Raw genomic sequence first — 21,688 nt, 5'->3', positions numbered from 1 at the left:
CGGACGCGCCGCTCGCTGAGCGGCTACCGATCAGGCGCCAAAAAAACCGCGAGCGTAACGCAGGCGCCACCCCCGCAGGAGTAGCGCCGCGGCGTTACGCTCGCGGGTCGATCTCAGTAGTTGTTGCAGACTCCGGCGACTTCACCGACAACGCCGATGTACTGCGCAGCCCCAGGCATAGCCTGCAGCTGGGCTGCCATCTGCGCCCGAGCGGGCGGCGGCGAAGCCAGGAACCGCTGCAGGTAGCTCTGCGCGATCGGCGACGAGTTGAACTGCGCCGCGGCACCCGGGTTGGTTGCGTTCAGCGCGGCGATCACCTGCGGGTACGTGCAGGTAGTGTTGACGACTCCGTCGAACGGGTCTGCCGAGGCGACGCCGGCTCCCAAACCCAAAGACATGGCGGCGGCGCCAGCGGCGACACCCATTCCGATAAACGACAGCCTCATTGTGTGGACACCTTCCCCAAACTTTTTGCACCGCTAGCTTCAACGGCGACGACATCTGCCCAGCGGTTGCCGTCTGCGGTCAAGGCTACCAGGCCCCCTGGACTTGCTCCTACGCAAATTGATATCGCACGGCTTTGTGCGGATGTAACTATTCCCAGGTCAGAACCGTGTAAACCGCCGTTTCGCGGTGAGCGAAATCGGGTCCCCGGGCACCGGTCACAGCCGGGCCGCCAGTTCGGTGCCCTGCCGGATGGCGCGCTTGGCATCCAATTCTGCGGCCACCGCGGCGCCGCCGATGACGTGCGCCGGCACGCCGGCCCGGGTCAATTCGCCTTCCAGGTCGCGCACCGACTCCTGGCCCGCGCACAGCACCACGTTGTCCACCGGCAGCAACCGGGTCCGGTTCGCGCAGACGCTGACGTGCAGGCCGTCGTCGCTGATGCGCTCGTAGCGCACCCCGGAAAGTTGGCGGACGCCCTTTGCTTTGAGCGACGCCCGGTGTACCCACCCACTGGTCTTGCCCAGTCGTCTGCCCTGCGGCCCGGCCGTGCGCTGCAGCAGGTACACCTCGCGAACCGGGGGCGCCGGCACGGCTGTGGTGATCCCCCCGCGCGCGGAGGGGGCTTCGCCCGGGTCGAGCACGCCCCACTCGGCTCGCCAGTCCTCGAGGTTGAGCGTCGGCGACTGATCGGTGACCAACAGCTCGCTGACGTCGAACCCGATGCCCCCCGCGCCGATCACCGCGACCGATCGGCCGACCGCCCGGATACCGGTGATCGCCTCGGCATACGTCAGTACCTTCGGGTGGTCGATGCCCGGGATGCTCGGCCGGCGCGGCGCGACGCCGGTGGCCAGCACGATCACGTCGTATCCGGGTCCGCATCCGGTGAGATCGGCGGCCGTGACCCGGGTACCGAGCCGGACGTCGACCCGGTGTTTGCCGAGCATGGTCGAGAAGTACCGGATGGTCTCGCTGAACTCTTCCTTGCCGGGGATACGGCGGGCCAGGTCGAACTGGCCGCCGATGAAATCGTTGGCGTCGAACAGGGTGACCTGGTGTCCTCGTTGCGCGGCGCCGACCGCGGCGGCGAGCCCGGCCGGTCCGGCGCCCACAACAGCCACCGTGCGGGCGCGCCGTGTCGGCGACAGCACCAGCTTTGTCTCGTGTCCCGCGCGCGGATTGAGCAGACACGACACCGCCTTCTTCGCGAAGGCGTGGTCCAGGCAGGCCTGGTTGCAGGCGATGCAGGTGTTGATCTCGTTCTCCCGCTCAGACTGCGCCTTGAGCATCCAGTCCGGGTCGCTCAGCAACGGCCGTGCCATCGAGATCAACTGCACGTGGGTCTCGGCCAAGATCCGCTCGGCGGCCTGCGGCATGTTGATGCGGTTGGAGGCCATGACCGGAACGCCGACCTGTTCGGCCAGGGTGCTGCTGATGTCGGCGAAGCCACTGTTGGGCACCGAGGTGACGATCGTCGGGATTCGCGCTTCATGCCAACCGAACCCGGAGTTGATGAGGGTGGCGCCGGCGGCCTCCACTTCCTGTGCCAGCGCCACGATTTCGTCCCAGCTCTGCCCATTGTCGACGTAGTCGGCCATCGACAGCCGGTAGCAGATGATGAAGTCAGGCCCGACTGCGGCGCGGGTGCGGCGCACGATCTCCACCGCGAACCGGCGCCGGTTGGCCGGCGAATCGCCCCAGGAATCGGTCCGATTGTTGGTGCGCGGGGCCAGGAACTGATTGATCAGATATCCCTCGCTGCCCATGATCTCGACGCCGTCGTATCCGGCCTCGCGGGCCAGTCGAGCGCACCGCACGAAGTCTGCGATGGTCGATTCGACGCCGCGTGCGCTCAGCGCCCGCGGGCGAAAGGGGTTGATAGGCGCCTTGATTGACGATGCGCTCACCGACAGCGGGTGGTAGGCGTAGCGGCCGGCGTGCAGGATCTGCAACAGAATCTTGGCGCCCTCGTCGTGCACTGCCCTGGTGATACGCCGATGGCGCCGCGCTTCGGCCGGGGAAACCAGCTGCGCGGCAAACGGCAGCAGCCATCCGGTGCGGTTGGGCGCGTAGCCGCCCGTGATGATGAGGCCGACACCGCCGCGGGCCCGTTCGGCGAAGTACGCGGCGAGCCGGTCGGTGTGGGCGGCCCGGTCTTCCAGCCCGGTGTGCATCGAACCCATCGTGATCCGGTTGCGCAGGGTGGTGAAGCCGAGATCCAACGGGGCGGACAAGTGCGGGTACTGCGTCATGGCCCGGCGCGCTCCGCCCGCGCTGCGTCGACCCCGATGGTGGGACCGGAGGCGGTGGCGATCGAGCGGTAGGGAAGACTGGCCAGTCCGGAGCCCGAACCGGCGTGTTCGCTGAGCGAAACCAGGATTGCGCGGGGCAGCGCCACCCGCGAACCTTAAGGGCGGCGGACGCGGGGACGCAACGTCGTTCTCCGCGGTGTGGGGGCGACGGGCGTGCCAATTGCCGGAGTTGTATGTGCGACGTTTAGTATCAGTAACCGAACGCTCACCCTCGAAGCCCCTGGGGTGACGCGACCCGCAGCCCGTTCATGGAGGACACGTTGAGGAGACGTCCGTGACGTACGTGATTTCCCAGCCTTGCGTCGATATCAAGGACAAGGCGTGCATCGAAGAGTGCCCGGTCGACTGTATCTACGAGGGCGCCCGGATGCTGTTCATCCACCCCGACGAATGCGTCGACTGTGGAGCATGTGAACCGGTCTGCCCTGTCGAAGCGATCTATTACGAAGACGACGTGCCGGACCAGTGGAGCCAGTACACCCAGATCAACGCCGACTTCTTTGCCGAGTTGGGCTCGCCGGGTGGCGCAGCGAAGGTCGGCATGACCGAGAACGACCCGCAAGTGGTCAAGGACCTGCCGCCGCAGGGCGAGGACGACTGAGCGCGCGACAGCACGTGTCGGCGTCGCTGCCGGAGTTCCCCTGGGACACTCTGGCCGCGGCGAAGGCCACTGCCGCGGCCCATCCGGACGGCATCGTTGACCTGTCGGTCGGCACCCCGGTAGACCCGGTCGCGCCACTGATCCGTGAGGCGTTGGCCGCGGCCAGCGCGGCGCCGGGCTATCCCGCCACCGCCGGTACCGCGCAGTTGCGGGAGTCGGCCGTGGCGGCACTGTCCCGCCGGTTCGGTATCACCGGCGTGCCGGAGTCCGCGGTGCTGCCCGTCATCGGTACCAAGGAACTGATCGCCTGGTTGCCGAGCCTGCTGGGGCTGGGCGGCGCTGACGTGGTCGTCGTGCCGGAACTGGCGTATCCCACCTATGACGTGGGTGCGCGACTGGCCGGGGCGCAGGTGATCCGGGCCGATTCGCTGACCCAACTCGGGCCGCAGTCCCCGGCGCTGATCTACCTGAACTCGCCGAGCAATCCCACGGGGCGGGTGCTCGGAATCGACCACCTGCGCAAGGTCGTGGGGTGGGCCCGGGAACGCGGCGTGCTGGTGGCCTCGGACGAGTGCTACCTGGGGTTGGCCTGGGAGGCCGAACCGCTCTCGGTGCTGCACCCCTCGGTGTGCGACGGCGACCATACCGGGCTGCTCGCGGTGCATTCGCTGTCGAAGAGTTCGTCATTGGCCGGTTACCGGGCCGGCTTCGTGACCGGAGACGGGGATGTGGTCGCCGAACTGCTGGCGGTGCGCAAGCATGCCGGGATGATCGTGCCGACGCCGGTGCAGGCCGCGATGGTGGCCGCCCTGGACGACGACGACCACGAGAAGGTGCAGCGCGAGCGGTATGCACGGCGTCGTGCCGTACTGCTGCCGGCGCTGCGGGCCGCGGGTTTCTCCGTCGACCACTCGGAGGCTGGTTTGTATCTGTGGGCCAGCCGTGGCCAGGACTGCCGGGACACCGTCGAGTGGCTCGCCGAACGCGGCATCCTGGTGGCGCCCGGCGATTTCTACGGTCCCGCCGGCGCGCGGCACGTCCGCGTCGCGCTGACTGCCACCGACGAGCGAATCAACGCCGCCGCCGCCCGCCTGGGCTAGCCTTTCTAGCGCGAGCAGACACAAAATCACCTTTTATCGGCGGTCTTTGGGCGCTTTTGTGTCTGCTCGGCGAGCAACGAGGCAGGGGGTGTGGACTTGGCCAGTCCGGCGGGCAAGTCGGTGAGCAGGTTGCGTATCCCGCTGACCGTCGGCGACGTCCTCAAGCGAGTGTTTCTGGGCAAGCCGCTGATCACCGAGCAGCTGGCCGGTGAGCGGTTATCGAACGGAGTGGCGCTGGGTGCGCTGTCGCCGGATGCGATCTCCTCGACCGCCTACGGCCCGGAACAGATCCTGATCGAGTTGCTGCCCAACGCCGGACTGGCCGCGTTCGCGCTCCTGCTGCCGGTCACCGGCGTCATCCTGCTGATCCTCATGTTGGTCGCGGCGTCCTACCGCCAGGTGGTGATGGCCTACACCCGGGCGGGTGGCTCCTACATCGTGGCGCGGGACAACTTCGGTCCGCGAGTGGCGCAGATCGCGGCCGCGGCGCTGCTGATCGACTACGTGGTTACCGTGGCGGTGCAATCGGCGGCCGGAACGGTCGCTGTCGTCTCGGCGCTTCCCACCCTGGGACCGTACAGCCTGGAGATCACCGTCGGTGTTGTCATCCTCATCTGCTATCTGAACCTGCGCGGAATGCGGGAAGCGGGAACGCCTTTCGCCGCCGCAACCTATTTCTTCATCGTCATGGTCGCCGGCACCATCGTGGTCGGCGTGGTCCGCCAGCTGTTCTGGGGATTGCCGGTCTACGACCCCGGACGACTGCCCGGCACGGTCCCGGTTCACCAGGGCAACGGGCTGGTGATGGGCGCGACGATCCTGGTGCTGTTGCGTGCTTTCGCCAACGGCGGGTCGTCGCTGACGGGCGTGGAGGCGATCTCCAACACGATCGACCTGTTCCAGAAACCGCAGGGCCGCAACGCGCGTCGGGTGCTGACCGCGATGGCGTGCATTCTCGGGTTCCTGTTGGCCGGCGTGGCCTATCTCGCCTACGCCACCCACGCCACGCCGTATCTCACCGAGTACCCCTCGGTGCTGTCCCAGATCGGGCGAGCGGTCTTCGGTAACGGCATGATCGGGAACGTCTTCTTTATTCTGGTGCAGGCGTCTACCGCGGCGATTCTGTTCACCGGCGCCAACACCAGCTTCAACGGCTTCCCGGCGCTGGCCAGTTTTGTCGCCGAAGACCGTTTTCTGCCAAGGCAATTGATGAAGCGCGGGCACCGCCTGGTGTTCTCCAACGGCATCATCGCGCTCACCGCGCTCTCGGTGGTGCTGCTGGTGACCACCGGCGGTTCGGTCAACGCTCTGGTGCCGTTCTATGCGATCGGCGTGTTCACCGGTTTCTCGATGGCCGGCTACGGGATGACCAAACATCACTTGACCCACCGGGAACCCGGCTGGCGACACCGGCTGGCGATCAACCTCTCGGCGGGCATTCTGTCGACGATCGTGGTCGGCATCTTCGCGGTCGCCAAATTCACCGAAGGCGCGTGGCTGGTGGTCGTGGTGTTCCCGCTGCTGGTCTTCATGCTGATCCGGCTCAACCGCGAATACCGCGCCGAGGCAGCCATTCTCGAGATGTTCCGCACCGATAGACCGGAAATGGTGAAGTACGCCCGGCACCGGGTGTACATCCTGGTGAACTCGGTCGACCTCGCCGTGATCGAAGGACTGCGATATGGCAAAGGATTACGGGCCGACGAGCTGATCGCGGTGCACTTCATGGTCGACGCGGCCCATGCCGCACACCTTCGCAAGCGCTGGGATGACTTCGGTCTCGATACCCGGCTGCGCATCGTGGACTGCCCGGACCGGCGGATCAACCGCGCCGCGCAGATCCTGGTGGCGAAAACGAGCAAGGAGCATCCCGACACCAATGTGACGGTGCTGCTGCCGCGCCGGACCTATGCGCCGCTGCTCGGGCGGCTGCTGCACGACCGCACCGCCGACAAGATCGCCCGCGCGGTGAGTCTCATCCCCGATGCGGCGGCGACGATCGTGCCCTACGACGTGGAATCCCGGATCAAGGAGGCCTATCCCGACCGTTTCGAGCAGCGGCTCGCCCGTCGGCTGGACAAGATCGAAGCGTGGGTTTCCCAGGGCGAGGACCGAAACGTCGAGGCATACGAACACCCGCAGCGGCCCGACTCGGTGATCACGGTCGCCGGGCTGGTACCGGGGCAACGCGCCACGATCGAAGGCCGGGTGCGCGAGGTCGAGGACGTCAGCGAGCGGCGGCACACGCTGCGGCGGATCGTGATCGGAGACGATACCGGCGACCTTGCCGTCACGTTCCGCCCCGGCCACGGCGGCGGCGACATTCAGCCCGGCCAGGTGCTGCGGATCACCGGCAAGGCCCGGCAGACCGGGAACCGGCCGATCACCATGGTCGACCCCGCCTATCAGGTGCTGCAGCAGCCGCCGGAGACACACGACGCCGGCGGCGCCGGCGAGGCGGGGGAAACCGGTTAAAGGTGCCTTAAGCCGGGCAGTTAGGTTAGTTAAAGAAGCATCGGGCGGGTGATGCCCGAGGTCGACGGGGAGGACAAGTCGATGAAGCGGATAGCGGCGATATTGGTATCTCTGGCTGGGCTGTTGTTCGCCGTCAACGGCTACCGACCGGTGAGCAAGCGCGGCTACCTGGCAGGGCATGCGTTCGGCTACGGCCTGTTCGCAACCGAGCTCCCGGTGCCGGCGCTCGCTGCACAGTTTGCCGCGCTCGCGGCGGTAACTCCTCAGGTGCCGCGCCGCACACGCCTGGTCAGCTGGTTGCTGGCGACCGTGTCCGGGCTCGGGCTCCTCGGGCTGCACCGCAGCGGCCGGTCCGCCGACGAGGTGCTGACCGCTGCGCTGGACGAGGGCCTGGGACCAGACCGGCGCACCGGGGCCGGCGATCTGTGGAAGCGGCCGGCGCCCGACGGCGCCACCGCCAAGAAGCCCGGCCCGGCGCGGATGCTGCGCATCTGGCGCGATTACGCCCACGACGTCGACATCAGTTACGGAGAATTCGGGTCGCGCAATCATCTCGACATCTGGCGGCGGCCTGACCTCGACCGCGACGAGCCCGCACCGGTGCTGCTGCAGGTGCACGGCGGTGCCTGGATGGTGGGCAACAAGCGGGGACAGGCCCACCCCCTGATGAGCCACCTCGCCGAACTCGGCTGGATCTGCGTGTCGGTCAACTACCGGCTGAGCCCGCGCTCGACCTGGCCCGACCAGATCGTCGACGTGAAGCGGGCGATCGCCTGGACGAAGGAGAACATCGCCGAGTACGGCGGCGATCCGGATTGGATTGCGATCACCGGTGGGTCAGCCGGGGGACATCTGTCTTCCCTTGCGGCGCTTACCCCTAACGAGCCGCGGTTCCAGGTCGGTTTCGAGGAGGCGGACACCCGGGTACAGGCCGCGATCCCGTTCTACGGGTTCTACGACTTCACCCGCGACGACGCGGTGCATCCGATGATGCCGGCCATGATGGCCAAACGGGTTTTCAAGCTGGGCCGCAACGAGATTGCCGAGCCGTTCCGGCTCGCCTCGCCGATCACCCACGTCTCCGAGGATGCGCCGCCATTCTTCGTGCTGCACGGCACCAACGACTCGCTGATCCCGGTCGAGCAGGCGCGCGCCTTCACCGCACGGCTGCGTGAGGTGAGCCGCAATCCGGTGGTATACGCCGAGATGCCGTGGGCGCAGCACGCTTTCGACATCTTCGGCTCGGCCCGCGCGGCGCACACGGCGGTCGCCGTCGAACAGTTCCTGGCGGAGGTCTACGCGCGCGACCGGGTCACCGTGTCGCGTGACGGACGGCGCGTCGGTTAGCGGAATCGGGCGCCGGCCGGTTCAGTCGTCGATGTGCGTCGGCGGGTCGCCGAAGGCGACATCGCCTGGGTTCTGGCCGGGACCCATCACGTCGCAGCGCTTGTCCGGCACCAGATACGAACTGGCGCCGTTGGGAACCAGCCGGGTCACCGCCACGCACCGTTGCCACGTGCCGTCAGGCTGGATCGGTCCGTCGCATTTACTGAGGAAGCCGCCGCCGTACTGGCAGCCGGCGCTGGCCGGCGGCGCCGCGGCGATCAGTTCCCCGGCCATCAGCACAGCGGCCAGCCCTGCGACGATGCGGTGCCTCATGGTTTCTCCCGTCGGCGGACCGGTTGGTTACCACCGACGTTACCGCTGAACCGGAGTTTTTGGGGAACTGTTACCGGGGCGGCCGGGGGCTGACCTCGTCGAGCAGGCTGATGACCTGCGCGGCGAGTTCGTCGATGTCGGCGTTGGTGGTGTCCAGCACCAGGTCGGGGCTCTCCGGCGGCTCATAGGGCGCGTCGACTCCGGTCAGGCCTTTGAGTTCACCGCTGCGGGCCCGCGCGTAAAGCCCCTTGGGATCCCGCTTTTCGCACTCCGCGAGCGACGTGGCCACGTGGACTTCCAGGAACGGCAGCTTGGCGGCCTCGCTGAGGGCGCGAGCGGTTTCCCGGTCCGACTTGAGCGGCGATACCAGGGACGCCAGCGCCACCACACCCGCGTCGGCCAGCAGACGGGTCAAATGCCCGACCCGCCTGATGTTTTCGGCACGGTCACCGGGGGAGAAGCCGAGGTCGTCGGACAGGCCGTGGCGCAGGTTGTCGCCGTCGAGCAGGTAGGCCACCCGGCCCGATTCGACGAGTGCGCGTTCGACGGCTACCGCGACGGTGGACTTCCCGGACGCCGGCAGGCCGGTGAACCAGATCGTCGCGCCTGGTTGGCCGGTAGCGGTCCAGCGGTGCTTGCGATCCAGAGCCGATGGGTGCCAACGGATGTCAGTGCGCTGGTGGCTCCCGGGCTTGACCTCCCTGGCCTCGACGATGGTGCCGGCTCCGACGGTGTCGTTGGTCGTCTCGTCGATGAGGATGAAGGCGCCGCTGTCCCGGTTCTCGTCGTAGGGGTCGGCCAGGACCACCGAGCTGGTGCGCAGCGTGACTGTGCCGATGTCGTTCAGTACCAATTCAACCGGACCGTCGAGCTCGTCCAGGGTCTCCGGGTCCAGGCGGGAGTGCAGCTCCTGCACGGTTGCCCGCACACTCTTGGTGGTCTGCTTGAGGGCGAGCCGATCACCGGCCCGCAGCGGGGAATCGACGAACCAGCACACGATGGCGTCGAGTTCACGGGCCAGCACCGGCGGCACCGCGTCCTCGGCGCCGCTGATGAACACGTCGCCCCGGCCCACGTCGATGTCATCGGCGAGTTCGATCGAAACCGAAAGCGGGGCAACAGCTGTCGTCCGTTCGTCGTCGAGGGTATCCAGCGCCGTCACCGTGGAGCGGGTGCCGGCGGGCAGCGAGATCACCGGATCGCCGACGCTGAGCGTCCCGGCCGCGAGACGGCCGGTGTAGCGGCGGCGCACCTCGGCGGTGGGCCGCGAGACCCACTGGACGGGCAGGCGTAGGCGCGACGCCTCGGCCTGTGGGGCTACCAGTTCCACGGTCTCCAGATATTCGAGCAGGGTGGGCCCGCTGTACCACGGCGTGTTGTCGGAACGGTGCACGACATTGTCACCCAGCTTGGCGGCCAGTGGGATCACCGTCAGGTCCACTTCGCCGAGCCGCGCGGCGACGTGGCCCAGTTCCTTCTCGACTTCGGCGAAGCCGTCCTGGTCGAAGTCGATCAGGTCGATCTTGTTGACTGCGGCAACGAAGTGCTTGATACCCAACAGTTTTGCGATCCGCGCGTGTCTGCGGGTCTGGCGCAGCACGCCGGCCCGCGCATCGACGAGCAGGATCGCCACGTGCGCGTTGGAGGCACCGGTGAACATGTTGCGGGTATAGCGCTCGTGCCCGGGGGTGTCGGCCAGGATGTAGCTGCGGTTCTCGGTGGAGAAGAAGCGGTAGGCGACGTCGATGGTGATGCCCTGCTCGCGCTCGGCCCGCAGCCCGTCGGACAGGGCCGCGAGGTCGGCGACGCCCTCCTCGTCGGTCACCGCCTCCAGGTGGTCCAGCGGCAAGCTGTCGGTGTCGTGCAGCAAGCGCCCGATCAGGGTGCTCTTGCCGTCGTCCACTGAGCCGGCGGTGGCGATGCGCAGCAGCTGCCGCGTCAAACCCCGGCCCGGGGAGGCTTTTCCGGCCTCTTCGGTGGTGGTCATCAGAAGTACCCCTCTCGCTTACGGTCTTCCATCGCAGCGGCCGACGTGCGGTCATCGGCGCGGGTCTCACCGCGCTCGGACACCGTCGCCGCCGAGATCTCGCTGATGACCCGGGTGATGTCGGTGGCCTCTGAGCGCACCGCCCCGGTGATGGTCAGGTCGCCGACGGTGCGGTAGCGCACCCATTCCACCGCGGCTCGTTCACCGTCGATCGGGCTGGTGTACTCCGAGACCGCCAGCAGGATGCCGTCGCGCTCGAACACCTCCCGTTCGTGTGCGTAGTAAATCGACGGTATTTCAAGGTTTTCCAGCTCGATATAACGCCAGACGTCGATCTCGGTCCAGTTGCTCAGCGGGAACACCCGGACCTGCTCGCCCTTCTTGATCCGGCCGTTGTAGAGACTCCACGGCTCCGGGCGCTGCGCCCGCGGATCCCACTGGCCGAACTCGTCACGGAAGCTCAGGATGCGTTCTTTGGCGCGGGCGCGTTCCTCGTCACGACGGGCGCCGCCGAATGCCGCATCGAAGCCGCCCTCCTCGAGAGCATCGAGCAGCGTGCGGGTCTGGGCACGGTTGCGGGAAGCGCTGGGCCCGGGGTCCGGCACGCGCCCCTTGTCGATGGACTCCTGAACGGAGGCCACGATGAGTTTGTGCCCCTGGCCGGTCACCCTGCGGTCGCGGAACTCGATCACCTCGGGGAAGTTGTGTCCGGTGTCGACGTGCATCACCGGGAAGGGTAGCGGCAGCGGACGAAAAGCCTTCTCCGCCAACCGAAGGAGAACGATGGAATCCTTTCCTGCCGAGAACAGCAGCACCGGTCGCTCCAGCTCGGCGACGACCTCACGGATGATGTGCACCGCCTCGGCTTCCAGCAGGCGCAGCTCGTCGACGTGAGTTGTATCCGTGAGCGTCACGTTGGTAGCCCCTCTCTTTCGGCGTCCGCCCGGTAGCGGTCCACCCACTCGTCGGAACGTTGGTCGGCCTGCCTTTGCAGCACCGGTTCGGGTGCCAGTCGCCGGTCTAGGCCCAGTTCTTCGAGGATGTTGCCGACCACCTCAGTCAGGTTGCGCCACAACACCGGATAGGAAATCTCGATCGGCTTGACGTTCTCCTCGGCAAACCAGTTCCGCCAGCCCTCCTCCTGCGCCTGCAGCATCCGCACGACGTGAGCGATCGCGCCGGCGTGATAGGTGGCGCGCGCGTCGCGAACCGGGTCCGGCCTGCCCCGCCACACGCGGGTCTGTACGGCCCGCCAGAACGACACGGCCTGGGATACGACGTCGGGGCGGTGGATGTGGATCAGCAGCGGATCTTCACCCACCACGTCGCGGATGGCGGCCAGCAAGCCATCGCCCGACCGTTCCTTGAGGCCGGCCACGCGGTCCAGCAGCAACGGCGTCTGGTTCCACATGAGTTTCCCGCCCCACACCCCGTTGGGCGTGCGGCCCACCGTGCGGATGTAGTCGCGCCAGATCTCGGGCGGTGCCAGGTCGGGCTTGCCCTCGTCCAACGGATCCAGCAGCTTCAGGATCGACTCGTCCTCGACCCCGGCGAACCACTCGCGTGGTTGCGGGGATTGGCTGGTGGTAGGCAGGTATTGGAAGAACTCCTGAGGCTCACCGGCCACACCCGTCGCGCGCAGGGATTCGACCAGTAAGGTGCTGCCGCTGCGCTGGGATGCCAGCACCAGGTACGACGACGGATGATCGGCCACCAACGAAGCCTAACCGCACGGAAATCCGGTGCAACACTTGCGGTTACCTTCACCGTGAGAATAACTATTGCGCCGGCGCGGGCCGCCGCGTGGGCCTCAGTGGCAGGACATGAGATCGACCGGCGCGGACCACTGTTCGACCACAGCGGGCTGGGAACTGTAATCGTATTCTTCGCGTGCGTGGCGGTTGACGGTTCCGATGATGAGTGCCATTAACAGGCCCACGAATGTGAGCGCGCTGATCACGACTCCGGCGATCGCCAGTCCGCGGCCCCCTTCGCCGGACCGTCTGATCTGGACCAGGCCGACCACGCCGAAGATCAGGCCCAGAATGTTCCCGATGCCGCAGGTGAAGAACCCCGCCAACGAGGTCACCAGCGATGCGATGGCCAGCGCGTTGGTCCTGGGCGCCGAGTAGACCGGTGGCGGATAGCCGTAGCCGTAGCCACCGGGTGCCGGTGGTGGATAGTTCGGTGGCGGATACCCGTAACCGCCGGGGTTCGGCGGTGGGTACTCCGGCGGCGGCCAATTCGGCGGTTGTTCCGTCACGGTGACCTCCACACGGCTTGCGCACCTTCTCTCGCTGAGCGTCCCAAACTCTACCCCGCGCGGGCAGGGTTGCGGCGAACCTTGTGGGTAGTGGCCTAGGCCGGCCGCCCGGTAGCCCGGATGCCCAGCGAAAACAGCAGTCGCACATCGGGATTCGCCAGCGACGTGCCCAACAACTGCTCGATACGGCGCACCCGGTAGCGGATTGTGTTGGGGTGCACCTGCAGCCAGCTCGCCGCTGCGCCGATGTCGCCGAAGCAGTCCAGGTAGGCCCGCAGTGTCTCGGTCAGCACCGGGTCGCGTGCGTGAAGCTCGCGTACCCGGGGGTCGACGAGTCGCTCGTCGGCGCCGACCAGCGTGACGATTTCGTCGAGCAACACCGTGGTGCGCGCCTCGGCCAGCGATGTCACCCGGCCGAATGAGTCGGGGTGGCGTGCGGCGCTGTCCAGCACCCGGTCCACCTCGGAGCGAGCTGCCGCCACGGCGGCCAGGCCGTTGACCGGTGCCGCGATGACCGCCCGCATTTCGACGTTCAATTCCGTTCGCAGCGCGCTGATCGTGCCGCGCACCCAGGAGGAGACCGACCGGGTCTTCGAGATCTGCGGAATCAGCGCATAGATGCGCGAACCGTTCGACGCTACCTGTGCATCGGGCCGAAAGGCACTGGCGCTCAACGCCACAACCTCGGCGAGCCGGGACTGCCGGTCGGTGTCGCCGATGGTGTCCCAGCCGATCAACGCGCCGGCCCCGTCGGCTGGCAGCCCCAGCTCGCGTGCGACGGCGGACAGATCACCGGGCTCGCCCTGACCGAGTCCGAGGAGTTGCTGCATCTGCTGAGCGTGCGGTGACGGCCGTGCCGCCAGCCGGGCCATGATCCGGGCGGCCAGGACCGCGGCACCCCGCAAGACCTCCTCGGCGTCGTCGGCCAGTGGCTGCGAACCCTGCTGCACCCAGATGGTGCCCGCGAACGTCGGCGGCTCCGACCGATGGATCCCGATCGCAAGTCTGGGGCGAAGTCCCAACTCGGGACGCTCGGCGACGCGTACCACGTCGCCGCCGGCCCGCAGAGCGTCGAAGATGCCCCACTGCCCGATCCACTGCAGGTGCTCGGGCGGGCCGGCACGGCCCAGGATGGAGAGCCGGCGCAACTCGTCTGCTTCGTCGCTGGAGGCCGAGTAGGCCAGCACGTGTGATTGGGCGTCTTCGATGCTGACCATGCCGTGAATGCGGTCGGCGAGCGACTGCGCCAGGCCGAACAGGTCGGTACCCGAATCTTCGTGCGGGCCGGCCCGGTCGCCGTGGTGCTCCAGGACGTGGTTCACCAATCGGTAGACGCGCTCCCAACGCGCCTGGGGCTCCACGGCCACCACAGCCGCGCCGGCCCGCACGGCCGCGGTCACCAGCGCCTCCGACGGCTCTTTGACGAAGACCGCCACCGGGCTGTTGACCTGGCTGCCGATACAGCGTGCCGCTTCGTCACCGGTCACCCCGACGAAGAAGAACACGTCGGCCGAGCCGGCGGCCCGCGCCAGCCCGAGGCGCACATCGTCGGAGTCGATCAGGGCTGCCGAGGACACCGGCAGATCCAGACCGCGGGGTGCTCGCACCAGCGTGACCATCGTCGCGTCCAGCGCGAGCAACAGTTGCCCCAGGCCGATACCCATATTGTCGGATCTTACTAGCGATATGGCCGAAGCTTGGCTGATCGGCCAATCAAAGGGCAGCCCGCGCCGGGCATCCTGGCGGAATGGACGCAATCACACAGGTGCCGTTGCCGGCCAACGAGCCGGTCCACGACTACGCCCCGAATTCGCCCGAACGTGCGCGACTGCGTGCCGAACTGGCGGCGCTGGCCGACCACCCGATCGACCTGCCGCACGTGATCGCCGGCAGACACCGGATGGGCGATGGCGAGCGGATCGAGGTCGTGCAGCCGCACCGACATGCCGCGGCCCTGGGGACGCTGACGAATGCCGTGCACGCGGACGCGTGCGCCGCCATCGAAGCGGCCACCGCCGCCAAGGCCGACTGGGCGGCCACGCCGTTCGACGAACGCGCCGCGGTGTTCCTGCGGGCGGCGGACCTGCTGGCCGGGCCCTGGCGGGAGAAGATCGCGGCCGCCACCATGCTGGGTCAATCGAAGTCGGTGTACCAGGCCGAGATCGACGCGCCGTGCGAGCAGATCGACTTCTGGCGGTTCAACGTCGCCTTCGCCCGGCAGATCCTGGCGCAGCAGCCGATCAGCGGGCCGGGTGAGTGGAACCGCAGCGACTATCGTCCGCTGGACGGCTTCGTCTATGCCATAACTCCTTTCAACTTCACGTCCATCGCCGCCAACCTGCCGACCGCTCCGGCGCTGATGGGCAACACCGTCATCTGGAAGCCGTCCATCACCCAGACGCTGTCGGCCTACCTCACCATGCAACTGTTGGAGGCGGCCGGGTTGCCGCCCGGCGTGATCAACCTCCTGACCGGGGACGGCCTGGCCGTATCGGATGTGGCACTGCGCGATCCACGGTTGGCCGGCATCCACTTCACCGGGTCGACGGCGACATTCCAGCACCTGTGGCAACAGGTCGGCGCGAATATCGGCGGTTATCAAAGCTACCCGCGTCTGGTGGGAGAGACGGGCGGAAAGGACTTCGTGCTCGCTCACGCGTCGGCGCGTCCGGATGTGTTGACTACGGCGCTGATTCGTGGTGCCTTCGACTATCAGGGTCAGAAGTGCTCGGCCGCATCGCGCGCATTTATCGCCCATTCGGTGTGGCAGCAGATGGGCGACGATTTCCTGGGCACCGTAGGTTCGTTGCGCTACGGCGACATCACCGACCTGTCGAACTTCGGCGGCGCCCTGATCGACCGGCGAGCCTTCACCAAGAACGTTGACGCCATCGAGCGGGCCAAGGGTGCCGCCGGCGTGACAATCGCGGTAGGTGGCGAATACGACGACAGTGAAGGCTATTTCGTGCGACCTACCGTGCTGCTGTCCGACGATCCCACCGATGAGGCGTTCGCCACCGAATACTTCGGCCCACTGCTGGCGGTGCACGTGTATCCCGATGACCAGTACGAGCGGATCATCGATGTGATCGACAACGGATCGCGCTATGCGTTGACCGGAGCGGTGATCGCCGACGATCGCCGCGCCGTCCTGACCGCCCAGCACCGGTTGCGTTTCGCCGCAGGCAATTTCTACGTCAACGACAAACCGACCGGCGCCGTCGTGGGCCGGCAGCCGTTCGGTGGATCACGAGGGTCCGGCACCAACGACAAAGCCGGCTCGCCGCTGAACCTGATGCGCTGGACGTCGGCACGCACGGTGAAGGAGACCTTCGTCCCGGCCACCGACCACGCCTACCCGCACATGGCGGCAGAGTAATGGCCGGGGTATTCGCGCACACGCTGCGCCCGGCGATGCTGGCGGCAGGCCGCGCCGACGGGTTGCGCCGCGCCGTGGAACGCTCGCCGCTCACCCGCCGGGTGGTGCGCAGGTTCGTTCCGGGGGACACGTTGGGCGGTGTGCTGGACGTGGTTGCCGCGCTGAGGGATTCCGAACGTTGCATCAGCATCGACTACCTGGGCGAGAACGTCACCGACGTCGACGACGCGGCGGCCACTGTGCAGGCCTACCTTGATCTGCTCGATGCGCTGGGGCGCCGGGGTGACTGCGTTTCCGAGGGGGTGCGGCCGCTGGAAGTCTCGGTCAAGCTCTCGGCGCTGGGGCAGTCGCTGGAACGTGACGGGCAGAAGGTCGCACTGGACAACGCCCGCACCATCTGCGAGCGGGCCGAAGCGATCGGCGCCTGGGTGACGGTGGATGCCGAGGACCACACCACCACCGATTCGACCTTGTCGATCTCGGGTGATCTGCGGGTCGATTTCCCCTGGCTCGGCACGGTTCTCCAGGCGTACCTCCGTCGCACCGAGGGTGACTGTGCGGAGCTGGCCGCTGTGGGAGCGCGCGTCCGGCTCTGCAAGGGTGCCTACGACGAACCGGCTTCGGTGGCCTACCGGGCCGCTGCCGATGTCAGCGAGTCCTATCTGCGCTGCCTGCGGGTGCTGATGGCCGGTCGCGGGTATCCGATGGTGGCCTCACATGACCCGGCGATCATCGCGGCGGTACCGGCCCTGGCCCGCGAATTCGGCTGTAATACAGACGGTTTCGAGTATCAGATGCTGTACGGAATCCGCGACGACGAGCAGTTGCGACTGGCTGCAGCGGGCAACCGGGTGCGGGTGTACGTGCCGTTCGGCACCGAGTGGTACGGCTACTTCATGCGGCGGTTGGCGGAGCGGCCGGCCAATCTCGGCTTCTTCCTGCGGGCCCTGGCCGAACGAGGTCACTGAGCTCAACGCGCATCGATGTCCACGCCGCTCGCGAGGTCCGAACACTCCACCCGCACCAGATCGGGGTGAGCCTCGAGGAACGGCCCCGCGCCGACATCACCGGACAGCTCGTCGAGCAGCGCGTGCCAGTGCGCTCTCCCGACGACGACGGGGTGGCCGGGGCGTCCCCGATACACCGCGCGCGTCAGCCCGGCGGCGTTTGACCTCAGCACCCGCTCGATGACGGCGGATCCCACGTCGGGAGTGTCGACCGTGTGCAGCAGCACCGCCTCGACACCGGGTTTGGATTGCGCCGCATGGATCGCGGCGGCGACTGTCGCAGACAGGCCGTCGGCCCAATCGGGAACCCATAACGGCGTCGCCGGGCGGGGGACGGGCACGTCGGCCGCGCCGAGCGCGACCAGCACCTCGCCGACACCACCGGCAGCCAGCGCCGAGACGGCGCGTTGCAGCCAGTTCTCGGCGAGGGCTTTTGGCGAGCCGTAACGGCTGCCGGCGCCTGCCGCCAGGACCACCCCCAGCGTCATGACAGGCATCGCGTCATCCGGTGCGGGCTGCCGCGCGGTGAAGTGCCCGCATCACACTGTGCTTGGCCAGATCCACTTTGAAGCCGTTCTGGCTCAGCGGGACTGCACCTTCGAGCGCAAGCTCGGCGGCCGCCAGGAAGTGCTCCGCAACGGGCGCCTTCCCCGTCAGGGCCGCCTCGGCTTCCGTTACGCGCCAAGGCATGGCGGCCACCCCGCCCAGGGCGATCGATACGGATTCGACCGTCTCGTCGACGACGGCGAGTCCGACAGCGACCGATACCAGGGCGAACGCGTAACTGTGTCGATCACGCACCTTGAGATACCAGTAGTTCTGCGCGTAGGGGGAGGGAGGAAGCTCGATCCCGGTGATCAGTTCGCCCGGCCGTGTCGAATTGTCGTGCTGCGGGTCATCGTGCGGCAGCCGGAAGAATTCTCCGATCGGGATGACGCGGGTCTCCGCGGGCGACTCGACATGCACGACTGCGTCCAGAATCGCCAACGCGACGGCCATGTCGGACGGGTGCACGGCGGCGCATGTGTCGCCGGCACCGAACAGCGCGTGTTCACGGTTGAAGCCGGTGAGTGCCGCGCACCCTGAGCCGGGCTGCCGCTTGTTGCAGGCAGGGAACGCCGGGTCCATGAAGTAGGCGCAGCGGGTCCGTTGCATGAGATTGCCGCCGGCGGTGGCCATGTTCCGCAGCTGGGTGGTGGCGCCGGACAGGATCGCCTGGGACAGAACGGGATAGTGGCTGCGGATCAGGTGATGATTGGCGATGGCGCTGTTGGTGGTGCCGGCGCCGATCAGCACGCCGCCGCGCTCAGTTGTGGTGATGTGGCGCAGATCCAGCCTGCCGATGTCGACCAGGGATGCGGGTTCTTCTACTCCCCGTTTCATCAGATCGAGGAGATTCGTCCCGCCCGCGTAGTACGTTGCGCCGGTCGCGGCGCGGGCGATGGCGTCCTGTGTCGAAGCGGCACGGTAGAACTCGAACGTTCTCATCGATCGCGGCCGTCCAGGCAGGAGGCAATCGCGGCGACGATATTGGGATACGCGCCGCAGCGGCAGATATTGCCCGCCATACGTTCCCGAATCTCGTTGTGCGTCAGCCGCTCCGGGCCCTCGGCGATGTCGGCCGGAGTTTCGTCGAAGGAGGCCACCGACAGGTCGCCGCGGGCATGTTCGCGCAGCAGTGCGTGCGCGGAGCTGATCTGCCCGGATGTGCAGTATCCGCACTGGAATCCATCGTGCTCGATGAACGCTTCCTGCAGCGGGTGCAACCGGTCGCCATCGGCGAGGCCCTCGATGGTCGTGACGTCGGCTCCGTCGATCGTTGCCGCCAGTGTCAGGCAGCTCAGTACGCGTTCGCCGTTGATCGCTACCGTGCAGGCCCCGCAGAGCCCGTGGTCGCAGCCCTTCTTGGTGCCGGTGAGGTGCAGGTGTTCCCGAAGCAGGTCGAGCAGGGTGGACCGGATGTCGGCGGCGACGGTGTGCGGGGTGTCATTGACGGTCAACTCGATGGGGTGCGGGTGAGCGGCAGGAGTCATCGGCGGACCTCTTCGACCTCGGAGGTGAACGGGGACATCAGGTTTTCCAGGGTGATCGGCAGGTCGCGCAGCCGTCGGCCGGTGGCATGGAAGATGGCGTTGACTACCGCCGCGGGCACGCCGCATATGCCGATCTCGCCGATGCCCCGCGCCCCGAACGCATCGAGCTGGCGATCGGCGCTGTCGATGAAAGAGATGTCGAAATCAGGGACGTCCGCGTGGGTCGGGACGTAATACTCGCCCAATGCGTGATTCGTGTCCGGGTCGTACGGCACGTGTTCCATGAGCGCCATGCCGAGTCCGAAGGTGATTCCCCCGATCACCTGGCTACGAGCCAGTTTCGGGTTGATGACCGTGCCGCAGTCCATCACCCCGACCCATCGTGTGACCGTCGCGCGGCCGATCTGTTCGTCGACTTCGACCTCGCAGAAGTGAGCACCGAAAGACTGCGGGACGGGCCCGTCCGTGGGACCTCCATCGCTGACCCGCACGAAGTCCAAACCCGCCAGCAGCTCAGGCGACGCGGTGGCCAGTAGCGCGGTGACTTGCATGGGACGCATCGCCGCGTCCGAACTGACCACCGCTCCCGCTCTGACGTCGAGAGTGCCCGGATTGCAGTCGAAGTAGGGAGACTGCGGATCCGTCACGGCCAGCGAGAGCAGGCGTTGCTTCCACTCTTGCGCGGCCTCGTAGACCGCGGAACCGACGGTCGCGGTGGTTTGCGATGCGCCGCTGTACGGCGCTTCCGGGAAAGAGGAGTCTCCGGATACAAAAGACACCTGGTCCAGCGGCATGCCCGAGGCATCCGCGGCGAGCTGGCACATGACCGTTCGCACGCCATTGCCCACCTCGTGGGTGGCCGAAGCGAAGATCAGATGACCATCGCGGTCGGTGGTGACGCGGCAGCCCGCCGGCATCCTGCGCCCGGGATAGGTGGCGGTGGACATACCCCACCCGACCTGAATTCCATTGCGGTGCAGTGAACGAGGCGACACGGGTCGTGACGGCCAGCCGAACCGTTCGGCGCCCTGGCGATAGCAGTCCAGTAGATGGCGCTGAGACCACGACCTGCCGGTTGCCTGGTCTTGGGGTGCGTCGTTGAGCAACCGCAAGTGCACCGGGTCCGTCCCGAGCGCGTAGGCGAGCTCGTCCATCGCCACCTCGAGCGCGAACAGACCGGGAGCCTCGCCCGGCCCTCGCATGAAACATGGTGTCGGAGTGTGAGTTCTGCCGACGGTGTGGGAGACCACCAGCCGCGGCGACTGATACAGGAAGCGGGTGGACAGTCCCGCCGGTTCGCAGAAGTGCGCGACGGTCGAGGTGGTGGTCAGGGTGTGGTGCTCGATGCTGACCAACCGGCCGCTGTCGTCAGCGACCAGTCGCAAATCCTGTTCGGTGGGCGGACGATGCCCGGTCGAGGTGAACATCTGGTCGCGGCTCAGTACCAGCTTGACCGGGCTGCGTGCCATTCTCGCGGCCAGCGCGCACAGCACCACATGCATCCACAGGAAGCTCTTCGATCCGAATGCGCCGCCCACTACCGGCGAGATGATCCGGATCTGGTCGGTGGAGATTCCGAGATGCGCTGCCAGGACCCGACGTTCGCCGGCTATCCAGCGCGTGCTGTCGTGGATCGTCAGCCGATCGCCCTCCCAGGATGCGATGCAGGACGCGAGTTCGATCGGATAGTGTGCGTTCTCGGGTGTCGTGAACCGCGCGCTGATCCGGGTCCCGGTGTTCGGCTCGTCTGCAGGGCCGCGGCGGTCCTGAAGCTTTTCCTCCGGCAGTTTCACAAAATGGTCGGGCCGATACCAGCCGGTGCGGATCATGGCGTCACCGCCGCCGCGTGCGGGTTCCGGGTTATCGAGCACCACCTGCTGCGCCGTGAGTGTTGCTGGAAGTTCGCGGTATTCCAGTTGCATCGAGGACGCGGCGAGTGTGGCATTCTCCCATGTGTCGGCAACCACCAGAGCCATGTGTTGGCCGTAGTGCTGAACCGTGAGATCTGCCAGCGGCGGGCGACGCTCCACCGGCAGATCCCAGCTGATATCACCTGGAACGGCTTGTAATGCAGGGCAATTCAGCGGCGTCAGGACACAGGCCACGCCGGGCGCGGCACTGGCGGCGGCGACCGCGGACTCCAGCGACTCTCGAGTGACCCGGCCATGCGAGATGCCCGCCTGCACGAGCACGCCGTACCGCAGCCCAGTTACGTCCGTGTCGGCAGCATATCGGGCCGCCCCGGTCACCTTGTCGACGCCGTCCACCCTGTCGACGGGGCGACCGATCGCCGTTTCTGACACGCTGCTCACCCCTCCCGTGCTGCAGCCGGTTCTGGATCAGCCGTCCCGCATCCGCCACGTTGCCAAGGATCCTGCCGAACGTGTCCCAACAGGGTACGACGGGGTGTCAGGGTGTGCGACTG

General features: G+C 67.3%; 19 protein-coding genes. 6 read left to right on the top strand and 13 right to left on the bottom strand.

All coding sequences use genetic code 11. From position 1 onward, the window contains the following. Positions 1 to 113 precede the first annotated feature (113 nt). The 3 genes from QXH22_RS22180 to QXH22_RS22170 form a co-directional block, all read right to left on the bottom strand. Positions 114 to 446: a hemophore-related protein gene (locus QXH22_RS22180; RefSeq protein ID WP_306245495.1), complete on the bottom strand. Its 333-nt coding sequence runs from the start codon at positions 444 to 446 to the stop codon at positions 114 to 116. A 216-nt stretch (positions 447 to 662) separates the two neighbouring features. Then, complete coding sequence (locus tag QXH22_RS22175) at positions 663 to 2,699, bottom strand: NADPH-dependent 2,4-dienoyl-CoA reductase (RefSeq protein WP_306277025.1); 2,037 nt, start codon at positions 2,697 to 2,699, stop codon at positions 663 to 665. Beyond that, positions 2,696 to 2,845: a hypothetical protein gene (locus QXH22_RS22170; protein WP_306277024.1), complete on the bottom strand. Its 150-nt coding sequence runs from the start codon at positions 2,843 to 2,845 to the stop codon at positions 2,696 to 2,698. Before QXH22_RS22170 ends, QXH22_RS22175 begins: the two co-directional genes overlap by 4 nt. Positions 2,846 to 3,033: 188 nt before the next feature. On the opposite strand from QXH22_RS22170, the gene fdxA reads away from it, so the two are divergent. From fdxA to QXH22_RS22150, 4 genes are all read left to right on the top strand, one after another. Next, on the top strand, positions 3,034 to 3,360 hold the full coding sequence (fdxA, locus tag QXH22_RS22165; RefSeq protein WP_306245490.1) for a ferredoxin: 327 nt from the start codon (positions 3,034 to 3,036) through the stop codon (positions 3,358 to 3,360). 14 nt (positions 3,361 to 3,374) lie between these two features. Next, positions 3,375 to 4,460, top strand: a complete 1,086-nt coding sequence (gene dapC, locus QXH22_RS22160) for a succinyldiaminopimelate transaminase (protein WP_306245488.1) — start codon at positions 3,375 to 3,377, stop codon at positions 4,458 to 4,460. A gap of 90 nt (positions 4,461 to 4,550) precedes the next feature. Further along, on the top strand, positions 4,551 to 6,935 hold the full coding sequence (locus QXH22_RS22155) for an APC family permease (RefSeq protein ID WP_306277023.1): 2,385 nt from the start codon (positions 4,551 to 4,553) through the stop codon (positions 6,933 to 6,935). A 51-nt stretch (positions 6,936 to 6,986) separates the two neighbouring features. Next, positions 6,987 to 8,282 (top strand): alpha/beta hydrolase fold domain-containing protein, encoded by a 1,296-nt coding sequence (locus tag QXH22_RS22150; protein ID WP_371934293.1) that lies wholly within the window; start codon positions 6,987 to 6,989, stop codon positions 8,280 to 8,282. Positions 8,283 to 8,303: 21 nt separating this feature from the next. On the opposite strand, the gene QXH22_RS22145 is transcribed toward QXH22_RS22150, so the two are convergent. The 6 genes from QXH22_RS22145 to QXH22_RS22120 all read right to left on the bottom strand — a co-directional run bounded on the left by QXH22_RS22145 (position 8,304) and on the right by QXH22_RS22120 (position 14,508). After that, positions 8,304 to 8,594, bottom strand: a complete 291-nt coding sequence (locus QXH22_RS22145; protein ID WP_306277022.1) for a hypothetical protein — start codon at positions 8,592 to 8,594, stop codon at positions 8,304 to 8,306. Positions 8,595 to 8,664: 70 nt separating this feature from the next. Further along, entirely contained in the window at positions 8,665 to 10,581 is a 1,917-nt protein-coding gene (cysC, locus tag QXH22_RS22140) for an adenylyl-sulfate kinase (protein WP_306277021.1), read from the bottom strand. Further along, positions 10,581 to 11,495 carry a sulfate adenylyltransferase subunit CysD gene (gene cysD / locus QXH22_RS22135; RefSeq protein WP_306245481.1) on the bottom strand — a complete coding sequence of 305 codons (915 nt, stop codon included), beginning with the start codon at positions 11,493 to 11,495 and terminating at the stop codon, positions 10,581 to 10,583. Before cysD ends, cysC begins: the two co-directional genes overlap by 1 nt. Beyond that, positions 11,492 to 12,295: a Stf0 family sulfotransferase gene (locus QXH22_RS22130; protein ID WP_306245479.1), complete on the bottom strand. Its 804-nt coding sequence runs from the start codon at positions 12,293 to 12,295 to the stop codon at positions 11,492 to 11,494. The genes cysD and QXH22_RS22130 overlap by 4 nt, the downstream gene beginning before the upstream one ends. A gap of 96 nt (positions 12,296 to 12,391) precedes the next feature. Beyond that, positions 12,392 to 12,844 (bottom strand): DUF4190 domain-containing protein, encoded by a 453-nt coding sequence (locus QXH22_RS22125; protein ID WP_306245477.1) that lies wholly within the window; start codon positions 12,842 to 12,844, stop codon positions 12,392 to 12,394. 95 nt (positions 12,845 to 12,939) lie between these two features. Continuing rightward, positions 12,940 to 14,508, bottom strand: a complete 1,569-nt coding sequence (locus QXH22_RS22120; RefSeq protein WP_306277020.1) for a CdaR family transcriptional regulator — start codon at positions 14,506 to 14,508, stop codon at positions 12,940 to 12,942. Positions 14,509 to 14,591: 83 nt separating this feature from the next. On the opposite strand from QXH22_RS22120, the gene pruA reads away from it, so the two are divergent. Together pruA and QXH22_RS22110 are read left to right on the top strand one after the other, a co-directional pair. Further along, on the top strand, positions 14,592 to 16,223 hold the full coding sequence (pruA, locus tag QXH22_RS22115; protein WP_306277019.1) for an L-glutamate gamma-semialdehyde dehydrogenase: 1,632 nt from the start codon (positions 14,592 to 14,594) through the stop codon (positions 16,221 to 16,223). Continuing rightward, on the top strand, positions 16,223 to 17,191 hold the full coding sequence (locus QXH22_RS22110) for a proline dehydrogenase (protein ID WP_306277018.1): 969 nt from the start codon (positions 16,223 to 16,225) through the stop codon (positions 17,189 to 17,191). The genes pruA and QXH22_RS22110 overlap by 1 nt, the downstream gene beginning before the upstream one ends. A gap of 2 nt (positions 17,192 to 17,193) precedes the next feature. Here QXH22_RS22110 and QXH22_RS22105 read toward each other — a convergent pair whose 3' ends face one another. From QXH22_RS22105 to QXH22_RS22090, 4 genes are read right to left on the bottom strand one after another with little or no spacing between them, the layout of a single operon-like run. Beyond that, positions 17,194 to 17,727, bottom strand: coding sequence for an NTP transferase domain-containing protein (locus QXH22_RS22105; protein WP_306277017.1), 534 nt, complete (start codon positions 17,725 to 17,727; stop codon positions 17,194 to 17,196). 4 nt (positions 17,728 to 17,731) lie between these two features. Beyond that, entirely contained in the window at positions 17,732 to 18,718 is a 987-nt protein-coding gene (locus QXH22_RS22100; RefSeq protein WP_306277016.1) for a xanthine dehydrogenase family protein subunit M, read from the bottom strand. Then, positions 18,715 to 19,263, bottom strand: a complete 549-nt coding sequence (locus QXH22_RS22095) for a (2Fe-2S)-binding protein (RefSeq protein ID WP_306245467.1) — start codon at positions 19,261 to 19,263, stop codon at positions 18,715 to 18,717. The genes QXH22_RS22100 and QXH22_RS22095 overlap by 4 nt, the downstream gene beginning before the upstream one ends. After that, positions 19,260 to 21,566: a xanthine dehydrogenase family protein molybdopterin-binding subunit gene (locus tag QXH22_RS22090; protein WP_306277015.1), complete on the bottom strand. Its 2,307-nt coding sequence runs from the start codon at positions 21,564 to 21,566 to the stop codon at positions 19,260 to 19,262. Before QXH22_RS22090 ends, QXH22_RS22095 begins: the two co-directional genes overlap by 4 nt. Between the last annotated feature and the right edge of the window lie 122 nt (positions 21,567 to 21,688).

Source organism: Mycobacterium sp. TY814 (assembly GCF_030755175.1).
Classification (GTDB): domain Bacteria; phylum Actinomycetota; class Actinomycetes; order Mycobacteriales; family Mycobacteriaceae; genus Mycobacterium.
This window is presented reverse-complemented; position numbering and strand designations above follow the sequence as displayed.

Excerpts from the sequence above, each read along its gene's own strand:
- QXH22_RS22150 (WP_371934293.1), top strand. The coding sequence starts at position 6,987 with ATGCCCGAGGTCGACGGGGAGGACAAGTCGATGAAGCGGATAGCGGCG.
- QXH22_RS22100 (WP_306277016.1), bottom strand. The coding sequence starts at position 18,718 with ATGAGAACGTTCGAGTTCTACCGTGCCGCTTCGACACAGGACGCCATC.
- cysC (WP_306277021.1), bottom strand. The coding sequence starts at position 10,581 with ATGACCACCACCGAAGAGGCCGGAAAAGCCTCCCCGGGCCGGGGTTTG.
- QXH22_RS22110 (WP_306277018.1), top strand. The coding sequence starts at position 16,223 with ATGGCCGGGGTATTCGCGCACACGCTGCGCCCGGCGATGCTGGCGGCA.
- QXH22_RS22120 (WP_306277020.1), bottom strand. The coding sequence starts at position 14,508 with ATGGGTATCGGCCTGGGGCAACTGTTGCTCGCGCTGGACGCGACGATG.
- QXH22_RS22180 (WP_306245495.1), bottom strand. The coding sequence starts at position 446 with ATGAGGCTGTCGTTTATCGGAATGGGTGTCGCCGCTGGCGCCGCCGCC.
- QXH22_RS22175 (WP_306277025.1), bottom strand. The coding sequence starts at position 2,699 with ATGACGCAGTACCCGCACTTGTCCGCCCCGTTGGATCTCGGCTTCACC.
- QXH22_RS22145 (WP_306277022.1), bottom strand. The coding sequence starts at position 8,594 with ATGAGGCACCGCATCGTCGCAGGGCTGGCCGCTGTGCTGATGGCCGGG.
- pruA (WP_306277019.1), top strand. The coding sequence starts at position 14,592 with ATGGACGCAATCACACAGGTGCCGTTGCCGGCCAACGAGCCGGTCCAC.
- QXH22_RS22095 (WP_306245467.1), bottom strand. The coding sequence starts at position 19,263 with ATGACTCCTGCCGCTCACCCGCACCCCATCGAGTTGACCGTCAATGAC.
- QXH22_RS22105 (WP_306277017.1), bottom strand. The coding sequence starts at position 17,727 with ATGCCTGTCATGACGCTGGGGGTGGTCCTGGCGGCAGGCGCCGGCAGC.